An 11563-nucleotide genomic window follows, 5' to 3' on the forward strand; every position below is an offset into this window, starting at 1 on the left:
GATCTGATGGACACGTCTGTTACACGTCCCGAACTGCTGCTGGTTGCAGATGCAGTTTCCCGCGAGAAGAACATCGACCGCGAGGAAGTGCTCGAAGCCATGGAGCAGGCCATCCAGAAGGCTGGCCGTGCGAAGTACGGACATGAAAAGGACATCCGCGCGACGATCGACCGCAAGAGCGGCGAAGTCCGTCTGAGCCGCTGGACCGAAGCGGTTGAGCATGTGGAGAACGAGGACACCCAGATCCCGCTACACATCGCCCGCAAGTTCCAGCCGGAAATCCAGGCCGGCGAGCATCTGGTCGATCCGCTGCCGCCGATCGATTTCGGTCGTATTGCAGCGCAGACGGCCAAGCAGGTCATCGTGCAGCGCGTGCGTGAATACGAGCGCAAGCGCCAGTACAACGAGTTCAAGGACCGCGTGGGCGAGATCGTCAACGGCACGGTCAAGCGCACCGAGTATGGCAACCTCATGGTCGAGATCGGTCATACGGAAGCCCTGCTGCGTCGCGACGAGCTGATCCCCCGCGAATCTTTCCGCAATTCCGACCGCGTCCGCGCTTACATTTATGATGTGCGTGACGAGCCGCGCGGCCCGCAGATCTTCCTGTCCCGCACGCATCCGGCCTTTCTGGCCAAGCTGTTCGCGCAGGAAGTGCCGGAAATCTATGACGGCATCATCGAGATCAAGGCTGTGTCCCGTGATCCGGGATCGCGCGCCAAGATGGCCGTGATTTCCCGCGATGCGGCGATTGATCCGGTCGGTGCCTGCGTCGGTATGTGTGGTTCCCGCGTTCAGGCCGTCGTGGCCGAACTGCAGGGCGAAAAGATCGACATCATCCCCTGGAGCCCGCAGGCTGCGACATTCGTCGTCAATGCGCTGGCCCCGGCTGAAGTCAGCAAGGTGGTGATGGATGAGGAAGCAGGCCGCGTTGAAGTCGTGGTGCCGGACGAGCAGCTTTCGCTTGCCATCGGTCGCCGCGGACAGAACGTGCGTCTGGCCAGCCAGCTGACGCGCTGGGACATCGACATTCTGACGGAGGCCGAGGAATCGGAGCGTCGTCAGGAAGAGTTCCGCAAGCGCTCCTCGCAGTTCGTTGAAGCGCTGGACGTCGATGACGTGATCGCGGGCCTGCTGGTAACGGAAGGCTTCCACACGATCGAGGAACTGGCCTACACCGATCCGGGCGAGCTGAACGATATCGAAGGCTTTGACGAGAGCGTGGCCGAAGAGCTCATGCATCGCGCCAACGACTATCTGGCCAGCAAGGAACAGGCCCTGGACGACCAGCGCAAGGCGCTGGGTGTCACGGATGATGTGGCCGAGCTGGGAACCTTCACGAACCAGATGCTGGTGACGCTGGGTGAGAAGGGCGTGAAGACGCTCGACGATCTGGCGGATCTGGCCGGTGACGAACTGGTGGAGATCCTCGGTGAGGATGCCATCGACGAGGATGCCGCCAACGAGATCATCATGGCAGCCCGTGCGCACTGGTTCGATGGTGAAGAAGCCGACTCGGCAAAGCCCGAAAATGGTGATGAGGAGTCGACCGACGTCTGATATTTCTGATACTGATAATGGTCCCGTTCGTGGTGCTTTAGGGCGTCGCGGCTCGGAGCGGCGATGCATCGTTACACGAGAGCAGAAGCCGCCTGAAGGCATGATCCGTTTCGTGGTCAGCCCGGATAACCGGGTTGTGCCCGACCTCGCCGGAAAGCTTCCGGGTCGGGGAATGTGGTTGAGTGCCAGCCGGGATGTGTTAGATAGCGCCCGCACACGACAGGCTTTTGCCAGAGCGGCAAAAGCCCAGGTGATCGTACCGGACGGCCTGGCCGATCTGGTCGAGGCCGCGCTGGTGCAGCGGATGCTGGACGCAGTCAGCCTGGCCCGGAGAGCGGGTCAGACGGTCTGCGGGTTTCAGAAATGCCGGGAGTGGCTCACTTCAGGCAGGGTAGGGGTGGTGATCCGTTCGGAAAGTGCAAGCCCGGACGAGTTCTCCAGACTGGTGTCGGGCCGGCGTTCTCTGCCGGTGGTGACAGTTCCCGATCGGGTCCTGGAATCGGCGTTCAGCCGGGACCGGGCGGTCTATGCGGTGATGGCGCCAGGAGCGCTGGCACAGCGCCTGATCGCCGAACATGAGAGATTTTCGGGAGTGGCAGGACGTCCGCTCCCAGACCCCGCAGGGGTCAGTAAGGAACAGGCGGAACTATGAGCGACGGCAACGAGCGCAACCAGGACGGAAACAACACCCCATCACAGGGCGGCGAACAGACCAGAAGCAGCCGCCTGTCGCTTCGCCCTGCTGGACGTCAGGAGGTCGGGCGTACTGTGGATGCCGGATCCGTACGTCAGAGCTTCAGCCATGGCCGTTCCAAGGTCGTGCAGGTTGAGGTCCGCAAGCCCAAGCGCAATGCGTCCGGTCCGGGTGCCGGTGCGGCGGCCCGTGGTGGCCGTGCGGGTGGACGTGCCCTGACGGCAGCCGAACTGGCAGCCCGCCAGCGCGCCCTTGAAGGGCAGCGCAAGGCCGCGGCTGAAGAGGCTGCGCGGCGCGAGGAAGAAAAGATCCAGATCATGTCGGCTGCCGAGGCTGCGCGTCGCGCTGCCGAGGAAGAGCGTCTGATCAGCGAGCAGAAGGCTGCGGAAATCGCCGCCCTGAAGGAAAGCGAGCAGCAGGCTGCCCGTGAGCAGGCTGCGGCTGAAGCTGCGGCACGCGCTGCCGAGCAGGCCGCTGCCGAAGCGGCAGCACGCGAAGCCGAGGAAGCTGCACGGGCGGCTCCGCTCGATCCGCGCAGCCACTCGACCGGTGGTGTTCAGTTGGCTGCTCCGGTGCAGCGTCTGCGTCCTCTGGCCGAGCGTGCGATCATGCCGCCTCGTCCGGTCCAGCCGTCGCGTCCGGCAGCGTCTTCCTCTGCGCCTGCCCGTAACAACGAAACGCTTCATCTGCGTTCCGGCGCCGCTGGTGGCGATGACGAGCGTCGTCCCGCACCGCGCCGCAGTGGTCCGGGGGCTGCTGCGGCACCGCAGCGCCGTCCGTCCGCACCGTCCCGCAAGGGTGGCGGCAGCGATCGCCGTGCAGGCCGTATCGACGTCCGTGCTGCGATCGAAGGTGATGACGACAAGACGCGTTCGCTGGCCTCGGTCCGCCGTCAGCGTGATCGTGAGCGTCGCCAGGCCGAACTGGAGCGTCTGCGTTCCGATCAGGTCCGCGTTGTGCGTGACGTCATCGTGCCGGAAACCATCACGGTCGCCGAACTGGCCAACCGTATGGCCGCCCGTCAGGGTGAAGTCATCAAGGCACTCATGAAGATGGGCGTCATGGCGACGGCCGCGCAGAGCATTGATGGCGATACCGCCGAGCTCGTGGTCGAGGAATTCGGCCATCGCATCAAGCGTGTGTCCGAGAGCGACGTTGAAATCGGTATCGAGGGCGTTGAAGACAGCGAAGCCGATCTGAAGCCGCGTGCTCCGGTCGTCACGGTCATGGGTCATGTCGATCATGGCAAGACCTCCCTGCTTGATGCGCTGCGCACCACGGATGTGGCTGCGAGCGAAGCCGGTGGCATCACCCAGCATATCGGCGCGTATCAGATCACGGCGCCGTCCGGGAAGAAGATCACCTTCATCGATACCCCGGGTCATGAGGCTTTCACCTCCATGCGTGCCCGTGGCGCTTCCGTGACGGATATCGTCGTACTGGTCGTGGCTGCCGATGACGGCGTGATGCCGCAGACGATCGAAGCCATCAAGCATGCCAAGGCTGCCAATGCTCCGATCATCGTGGCGATCAACAAGATCGACAAGCCGGGCGCCAATCCGAACCGCGTGCGTCAGGAACTGCTGAGCCACGAGATCGTGGTCGAGGAAATGGGTGGTGACACCCAGGACGTCGAGGTTTCGGCCCTCAAGCGTACCGGTCTGGACAAGCTTGAGGAATGCATCCTGCTTCAGGCAGAGCTGCTGGATCTCAAGGCTAATCCGGACCGTGTGGCCGAAGGTGTCGTGATCGAAAGCCGTCTGGATCGTGGACGTGGCCCTGTTGCTGCTGTTCTCGTCCAGAAGGGTACGCTGCGTCGTGGCGATATCGTGGTGGCCGGTGCCGAATGGGGCCGTATCCGTGCGCTGCTCGACGACCGTGGCCGTCAGGTCAAGGAAGCCGGTCCGTCCCTGCCGGTCGAGGTTCTCGGCCTGACGGGTGTGCCGGGTGCGGGTGAGCCGTTCGTTGTCGTCGAGAACGATGCGCGGGCCCGTGAGATCAGCGAGTTCCGTCAGCGGAAGATCAAGGAGAAGGAAGCAGCCTCGCAGGTTGCGGCCCGTGGTACCCTTGATCAGATGCTGGCCCGGATCCAGGCCGGTGTGCAGAAGGAAGTTGCCCTTCTCATCAAGGCTGACGTGCAGGGTTCGGCGGAAGCGATTTCCACGACCGTGCAGAAGCTGGCCCATGAGGAAGTGGCTGTCCGCGTCCTGAACGCCAGTGTTGGTCAGATCACGGAAAGCGACATCCAGCTTGCCAAGGCTTCTGACGCCATCATCGTGGCCTTCAATGTCCGTGCAACCACGCAGGCCCGTGAACTGGCCCAGCGCGAGGGTGTGGACATCCGCTACTACTCGATCATCTACCAGGTGGCGGATGACGTGGAGCAGTTGGTTAAGGGCAAGGTCGCACCGAAGCACCGCGAGAAGTTCCTCGGCTACGCAGAGGTCCGTCAGGTATTCAACATTACCAAGACCGGCAAGGTCGCGGGTTGCTATGTCACCGAAGGTCTCGTCAAGCGCGGCTGTGGCGTGCGTCTGCTGCGTGACAACGTGGTTATCCATGAGGGCGAGCTGAGCCAGCTCAAGCGCTTCAAGGATGACGTCAAGGAAGTGGCACGTGGTTACGAGTGTGGTCTGTCGTTTGCGGGTTACAATGACTTGCGCGAAGGCGACATGGTCGAGTGCTATGAAATGGAAGTGATCCCGGCTTGAGTTCCCGTTCCAGACATGACGTGAAAGGTCCCGCGGGCGTCTCCGCTCACGGGCCCAGCACCCGTCAGCTCCGGGTGGCTGAAGAGGTTCGCCGGGTTCTGGCGGAGCTGTTTGCCCGGACCGAATTCCGTGATCCGGAACTGCTGGATGTGCGGATTACGGTGACGGAAGTCCGCATCTCTCCGGATTTCAGACATGCCACGGCTTTCGTGACGCGTCTGGGGCGGAGTGACGTGGAGGTTCTCCTGCCCGCCCTGAAGCGGGTAGCACCTTTCCTGAGAACGGGGCTTTCCAAGGCTCTCAATCTCCGGACAGTGCCGGAAATCCACTTCCAGCCTGATACGGCGCTGGATAACGCCATGGAACTCGACGAGATCATGCGGTCTCCGGAAGTCCAGCGGGATCTGAACTCCAAGCCCGAGTGACTTTTTCAAAAAACGCCTCTCACTTCCGGTGAGGGGCGTTTTTGCATTCCGCCCCCCTGCTGGTCTATCAGCGGCCTTCAAAAGCAAGGACGGGATGTATGGGCAGGAAACGTGGACGCGATATCGACGGGTGGCTAATTCTCGACAAGCCGCTGGGGCCGACCTCCACGGATATGGTCAACAAGCTGCGATGGGCTTTTGACGCGAAAAAGGCCGGTCATGGCGGAACGCTCGATCCGCTGGCTTCGGGCGTGCTGCCGATCGCGTTCGGCAAGGCCACGCGGACCATTCCCTACATCATGGACGCGACAAAGCGTTACCGTTTCACCCTGACTTTCGGGGAAAGCCGGACGACGGATGATCTTGAAGGCGAGGTTCTGGCGACATCTCCGAACCGCCCGACCGATGACCAGATCCGTGCCGTTCTGCCTGCGCTCACCGGCAATGTCATGCAGGTGCCGCCCGTCTTTTCGGCGCTGCGGGTCGGGGGCGAGCGGGCCTATGACATGGCGCGGGCCGGCCGTCCGCCTGAACTTCTACCCCGTCCGGCGCGGATCGATTCGATAACGCTGGTGGAACGTCCTAATGCGGATACGGCCGTCTTTGACGTGCAGTCGGGCAAGGGCGTTTATATGCGTTCGCTCGCGCGTGACATCGCGCTGGCCTGCGGAACGGTCGGGCATATTTCGGTGCTGCGGCGAACGAAGTGCGGGCCGTTCGATCTGAGCCACGCACTGACGATCGATCAGATATCACTGGACAAATCGACTCAAACTGTGGACAACGCCGATGCTCTTCCGGCTCCTCTGCTGGATGCGGCGACCGCGCTGGTCGACATCCCGGCGCTGGCCGTCACCGATGCGGAGGGAAGGATGCTCGTCTGGGGGCAGTCGATAGACCCCGCGGACCTCGTGCATCCTCTGCCGGCATCGTCGCAGGGGGAAGACCATCTGTGGCGCGCGATGATCGGAGAGCACGTGCTGGGTCTGTGTCATGTCTGTCATGGGCGGCTCAGGGCAGCGCGGATGCTGGAAAACCACGAGTTTTTTGGAGAACACGATGTCGATTACCGCAGAACGCCGCACGGCACTGATTTCTGAGTACAAGCAGAGCGAGACGGATACGGGTTCGCCGGAAGTGCAGGTTGCAATCCTGTCCGAGCGTATCGTCAACCTGACCGAGCACCTGAAGACCCACAAGAAGGACTTCCACTCCCGTCGTGGTCTTCTGATGATGGTCGGTCAGCGTCGTAGCCTGCTGGACTATCTGAAGCGCAAGGACCAGGCCCGCTACCAGAGCCTGATCGAGCGTCTCGGCCTGCGTCGCTGAGCTAGATCTGTCCGGGAGCCTGCTCCCGGACATCCCGCCATCGCCTGTCCGGCGGTGCGGGTGCGCGACCGGCGTTTCAGGCCACATGGTGTCATGTCGGGGGCTTCCCGCCATCACCGCCATGCCGTCCGAAACGCTGCTCCGCCACCTGCCGGACGCCCGGGGATGGTTTCATCCTTAATTTGGGAAAACATGCATGTTTGATTATTTCCGCAAGGAAATCGAATGGGCCGGACGCCCCCTGATCCTGGAGACCGGCAAGGTCGCACGCCAGGCAGACGGCGCGGTCATGATCACATATGGCGACACGGTCGTGCTCTGCACCGCCGTTGGTGCCAAGACCGTCAAGCCGGGACAGGACTTCTTCCCGCTGACGGTCAACTACCAGGAAAAGGCTTACGCCGCCGGCAAGATCCCGGGTGGGTTCTTCAAGCGTGAAGGCCGTCCGTCCGAAGCCGAAGTCCTGAACGCACGTCTGATCGATCGTCCGATCCGTCCGCTGTTCCCGGAGAACTTCCGCAACGAAGTCCAGATCACCGCAACGGTTCTGAGCTACGACAACGAGAACGATCCGGCCCTCGTGTCGCTGATCGGCTGCTCGGCTGCACTGACGCTCTCTGGCATTCCGTTCTTCGGCCCGGTCGCCTGTGCGCGCATCGGCCGCATCGACGGCAAACTGGTCGTGAACCCGACGCATGACGAGATCAAGGACAGCACGCTCGACCTGATGGTCGCCGGTACGGCCGAAGGCGTGCTGATGGTTGAATCCGAAGCCAGCGAGCTTTCGGAAGAGACGATGCTCGAAGCCGTCACGCTGGGTCACACCTCCTTCCAGCCGGTCATCGACGCCATCATCGCGCTGGCTGAGCACGCTGCGAAGGCACCGTGGGATCTGCCGTCGCTGACGAAGGAAGAAATCGCCCTTCGCAAGCGCGTCGAGAAGGTCGGCAACAAGCTGATGGCGGACGCTTACAAGGAGCGTCAGAAGCAGGCCCGTTACAAGAAGGTCGCCGAAGCCAAGGACCGGATCAACGAGATCCTGGCCGAGGAAGGTCTGGACGTCGAACTGGCCAAGCCGATGCTCAAGGAGCTTGAGGCACAGGTCGTTCGCGGCTCCATCCTCAAGACGGGTATTCGTATCGATGGCCGTGACCTGAAGACGGTCCGTCCGATTCTGGCCGAAGTCGGCATCCTGCCGCGCGCCCATGGGTCTTCCCTGTTCACGCGTGGCGAGACGCAGGCCCTCGTGGTCGCAACGCTCGGCACGGGTCAGGACGAGCAGATCATTGACGCGCTGGAAGGTGAATACCGTTCCAACTTCATGCTGCACTACAACTTCCCGCCGTATTCGGTTGGTGAGTGTGGCCGCATGGGCTCCCCGGGCCGTCGTGAAATCGGTCACGGCAAGCTGGCATGGCGCGCAATCCACCCGCTGCTGCCGACCAAGGAAGCCTTCCCCTACACGATGCGTGTGGTTTCCGAGATCACGGAAAGCAACGGTTCGTCTTCCATGGCAACCGTCTGCGGTTCCTCGCTCGCACTGATGGATGCCGGCGTTCCGCTGCCGCGTCCGGTTGCCGGTATTGCCATGGGCCTGATCAAGGAAGACCGTGGCTACGCCGTGCTGTCCGATATCCTGGGTGATGAAGATCACCTCGGCGACATGGACTTCAAGGTGGCCGGTACGGCTGACGGCGTGACCGCGCTGCAGATGGACATCAAGATTACGTCCATTACGCCGGAAATCATGAAGATCGCCCTGGAGCAGGCTCGTGAAGGCCGTATCCACATCCTTGGCGAAATGGCCAAGGCCCTGACGGAAGGCCGTTCGGACGTTTCGGGCAATGCTCCGAAGATCACCACGATCTCCGTGCCGAAGGAAAAGATCCGTGATGTGATCGGTTCCGGTGGCAAGGTGATCCGCGAGATCGTCGAGTATTCGGGTGCGAAGGTCGATATCGGTGACGATGGCACCGTGACGATTGCTGCTTCCAATGACGAGCAGGCCCAGAAGGCCATTGCCCGCATCGAAGGCATCGTCGCTGAGCCGGAAATCGGCCGCATCTATGACGGCAAGGTCGTCAAGACCGCTGATTTCGGTGCATTCGTGAACTTCCTTGGTCCGCGTGACGGCCTGGTTCACATCTCCGAACTGGCTGAAGGCCGCGTTGCGAAGACGACCGATGTCGTCAAGCAGGGTGATGCCGTGAAGGTCAAGGTCATCGGTTTTGACGACCGCGGCAAGGTCAAGCTCTCCATGAGGGTTGTCGATCAGGCCACGGGCGCCGATATTACGGAGAGCGTGGGGGCCAAGCCGGGCCGTCCGCCCCGTCGCGACGCCGAATGAGTGTTGGGGCGGGGCTCGCAAGGCCCCGCCTTTTTTTTCTGAGTATCGGAGACAGCCAGTCCCCATGAAATCTATTGATACCCTCCGTTTTGGTGGTCAGGATGTGCTGCCTCTGATCGAAGGGGGCAAAGGTGTTTCCGTCTCCACGGGCGTTTCGGCCGGACACTGGGCTGCCGCCGGCGGAATCGGAACCATCTCGGCCGTCAATGCGGACAGCTACGATCAGGACGGCAAGCCCGTTCCGCAGATCTATCATGGCCGGACCCGTCGTGAGCGTCAGCAGGAACTGATCCGCTACGCCATTGATGGTGGTATCGCCCAGGCGAAGATCGCCCATGACATTTCGGGCGGCAAAGGCCGGATCAACGTCAATATCCTGTGGGAAATGGGCGGGGCCGAGGAAGTCATTACGGGCATCCTCGAAGGCGCTCCGGGCCTTGTGCATGGTCTGACCTGTGGTGCGGGCATGCCGTATCGCCTGTCGGACATCGCGGTCCGTTTCGGAATTCCGTATTACCCGATCATCTCCTCGGGACGCGCGTTCAATGCCCTGTGGCGCCGTGCCTACAGCAAGGCGCCTGAACTGCTGGGTGGCGTGGTCTATGAGGATCCGTGGCGTGCGGGCGGTCATAACGGCCTGTCCAACACGGAAAATCCGCTGTCTCCGGAAGATCCGTATCCGCGCGTTCTCGAACTGCGCCGCGTTATGCGCAATTATGGTCTGGACGAGACGCCGATCATCATGGCCGGTGGCGTTTGGCATCTTGAGGAATGGCAGGACTGGATCGGCAATCCGGAACTGGGGCCGATCGCCTTCCAGTTCGGAACCCGTCCGTTGCTGACGCAGGAAAGCCCGATCCCCGATGCCTGGAAGCGTCGCCTTCTGACGATGAAGAAGGGGGATGTGTATCTCAACCGCTTCTCCCCGACCGGGTTCTATTCCTCGGCCGTCAAGAACAGCTTCCTGAACGATCTGCGCGCGCGGTCCGAGCGTCAGGTGCCTTACAGTCAGGAAGCTGGTGACGGGTATGAAGCGTCCTATGGCGTCGGTGCCCGCAAGCGCGAGGTGTTCGTGCCGGCTGCTGATCGTCCGCGCATTGCGGAGTGGGAAGCCGCTGGTTTCACTGAAGCACTCCGGACCCCGGATGATACGCTGGTGTTTGTGACGCCGGAGAGCAGCCGCGAAATCCTGGCGGACCAGACGGCCTGCATGGGCTGTCTGTCGCAGTGCCGCTTCTCCAACTGGATGCAGCGCGAGCCGTACACGACGGGTCAGAAGGCGGATCCGCGGTCTTTCTGCATCCAGAAGACGCTCCAGACCATTTCCCACATTCCGCCCGGTGCGGATGAGGATGTGGTCATGGACCATAATCTGATGTTCGGCGGCACGAATGCGTGGCGCTTCGGCACGGACCCGTTCTACGCGAATGGCTTTGTCCCGACGGTCGGCCAGCTCGTGGAGCGTATCCTGACCGGTCGCTGAGGACATGGTCCGCGATCCTCTTGCTACTGGTCCGTCGTCCCGGCCTGCCCCCAACAGGGGCAGGCCGTTCGACTTTCTGACGCAGTTTCTGGCGCGACATTCCGTGCCTGTCAGTCCGGAGCAGATTGCTCCGGCCGAGGGAAGCCGGGCTGCGGTGGCGACCGTCATGGCGCTGCTTCCTGCGCTTTACGAACAGCAGGCTGTGCTGGCCTGGGCTGCCTTTGCGGCGTTCTGGAGCTGCCTGATCGAGCCGGGCGGGACGGCGCGCGAACAGTTCCGCATTCTTGGACTTTTCACGGTGGGTGGCGCGATTCTGGGCGGGGTGACCTCCCTTGTCGCAGATTATCCGCTCTGGGGCGTGCTACCCTGGCTGGTGCTGACAGGTCTGCTGACAGGCATGGCGCGGGCGCTCACGCCTTCCATGGCGCTGCTTTGCGCGCTTCTGGGATGCGTCATGCTGGCAGGGACGGGGTTCCCGGCGCATGGATTTCAGGACGCGGCCATCATTGGCTTGGCGTTCGGCGGGGGGGGGGGGGCGTCTGGGCCATGCTCCTGTGCCTCGTCATCTGGCCGCTGCATCCCTATGCGCCTGCAAGGCGGGCCGTGGGGAGCTGTTACCGGCTGCTTTCGGTCATGGCGGGCGAGATTGCGGCGGGGCGACTTCAGGAAACGATCCATCGGCAGAATGTACGCACCGCCATTGAGCGGGCGCGCGGTCTGGCGCTTCAGATTGATGCAGGGCACGCCAGCTATGGCATGCGCGGACGCCTGATTGCGTCCCTGGCCGGTGCGGAACGCCTGTTCACGGCCATGCTGGCGGTGGAGCATCTGGTCGAGACGCGTGGGCTGGATTTCGAGGCGCGGGGCACGCTCGCGGCTTTTTCCGCGCTGTGTCAGCATGCCAGTGACGCGGCACTTGAGCCCACGCCTGATCTTGAACATCTGGCGGCGGAAGGACTTGCGCTGGCGGAGAGTATTCCTGCGACGGCTGGTCCGATCGGGGAGTTGGTGGCG

9 protein-coding genes are annotated in these 11563 nt (G+C 62.5%); all 9 read left to right on the forward strand.

Annotation, left to right across the window (positions count from 1 at the left end):
- The first annotated feature begins 6 nt into the window (after positions 1-6).
- The 9 genes from nusA to GRO01_RS13485 all read left to right on the forward strand — a co-directional run bounded on the left by nusA (position 7) and on the right by GRO01_RS13485 (position 11321).
- Complete coding sequence (gene nusA / locus GRO01_RS01330) at positions 7-1560, forward strand: transcription termination factor NusA (protein WP_062508499.1); 1554 nt, start codon at positions 7-9, stop codon at positions 1558-1560.
- Entirely contained in the window at positions 1538-2212 is a 675-nt protein-coding gene (locus tag GRO01_RS01335) for an RNA-binding protein (RefSeq protein WP_228124168.1), read from the forward strand. The genes nusA and GRO01_RS01335 overlap by 23 nt, the downstream gene beginning before the upstream one ends.
- On the forward strand, positions 2209-4965 hold the full coding sequence (infB, locus tag GRO01_RS01340; RefSeq protein ID WP_083541314.1) for a translation initiation factor IF-2: 2757 nt from the start codon (positions 2209-2211) through the stop codon (positions 4963-4965). The genes GRO01_RS01335 and infB overlap by 4 nt, the downstream gene beginning before the upstream one ends.
- On the forward strand, positions 4962-5390 hold the full coding sequence (rbfA, locus tag GRO01_RS01345; RefSeq protein WP_011253108.1) for a 30S ribosome-binding factor RbfA: 429 nt from the start codon (positions 4962-4964) through the stop codon (positions 5388-5390). Before infB ends, rbfA begins: the two co-directional genes overlap by 4 nt.
- Before the next feature lie 98 nt (positions 5391-5488).
- The gene (truB, locus tag GRO01_RS01350) at positions 5489-6490 is read left to right on the forward strand and encodes a tRNA pseudouridine(55) synthase TruB (protein ID WP_062508501.1); all 1002 of its coding nucleotides are present in this window, start codon (positions 5489-5491) and stop codon (positions 6488-6490) included.
- Positions 6450-6719, forward strand: coding sequence for a 30S ribosomal protein S15 (gene rpsO / locus GRO01_RS01355; protein ID WP_011253110.1), 270 nt, complete (start codon positions 6450-6452; stop codon positions 6717-6719). The genes truB and rpsO overlap by 41 nt, the downstream gene beginning before the upstream one ends.
- A gap of 196 nt (positions 6720-6915) precedes the next feature.
- The gene (gene pnp, locus GRO01_RS01360; protein WP_062508504.1) at positions 6916-9066 is read left to right on the forward strand and encodes a polyribonucleotide nucleotidyltransferase; all 2151 of its coding nucleotides are present in this window, start codon (positions 6916-6918) and stop codon (positions 9064-9066) included.
- A gap of 64 nt (positions 9067-9130) precedes the next feature.
- Positions 9131-10549 (forward strand): NAD(P)H-dependent flavin oxidoreductase, encoded by a 1419-nt coding sequence (locus GRO01_RS01365; RefSeq protein WP_062508506.1) that lies wholly within the window; start codon positions 9131-9133, stop codon positions 10547-10549.
- A 4-nt stretch (positions 10550-10553) separates the two neighbouring features.
- Positions 10554-11321 (forward strand): hypothetical protein, encoded by a 768-nt coding sequence (locus GRO01_RS13485; RefSeq protein ID WP_244926362.1) that lies wholly within the window; start codon positions 10554-10556, stop codon positions 11319-11321.
- Positions 11322-11563 lie beyond the last annotated feature (242 nt).

The sequence above is a fragment of the Gluconobacter roseus NBRC 3990 genome (genome assembly GCF_006538885.1).
GTDB lineage: Bacteria > Pseudomonadota > Alphaproteobacteria > Acetobacterales > Acetobacteraceae > Gluconobacter > Gluconobacter roseus.

Coding starts and splice junctions, on each gene's coding strand:
- rpsO (WP_011253110.1), top strand. CDS start 6,450: ATGTCGATTACCGCAGAACGCCGCACGGCACTGATTTCTGAGTACAAG.
- nusA (WP_062508499.1), top strand. CDS start 7: ATGGACACGTCTGTTACACGTCCCGAACTGCTGCTGGTTGCAGATGCA.
- truB (WP_062508501.1), top strand. CDS start 5,489: ATGGGCAGGAAACGTGGACGCGATATCGACGGGTGGCTAATTCTCGAC.
- pnp (WP_062508504.1), top strand. CDS start 6,916: ATGTTTGATTATTTCCGCAAGGAAATCGAATGGGCCGGACGCCCCCTG.
- GRO01_RS13485 (WP_244926362.1), top strand. CDS start 10,554: ATGGTCCGCGATCCTCTTGCTACTGGTCCGTCGTCCCGGCCTGCCCCC.
- GRO01_RS01335 (WP_228124168.1), top strand. CDS start 1,538: ATGAGGAGTCGACCGACGTCTGATATTTCTGATACTGATAATGGTCCC.
- infB (WP_083541314.1), top strand. CDS start 2,209: ATGAGCGACGGCAACGAGCGCAACCAGGACGGAAACAACACCCCATCA.
- GRO01_RS01365 (WP_062508506.1), top strand. CDS start 9,131: ATGAAATCTATTGATACCCTCCGTTTTGGTGGTCAGGATGTGCTGCCT.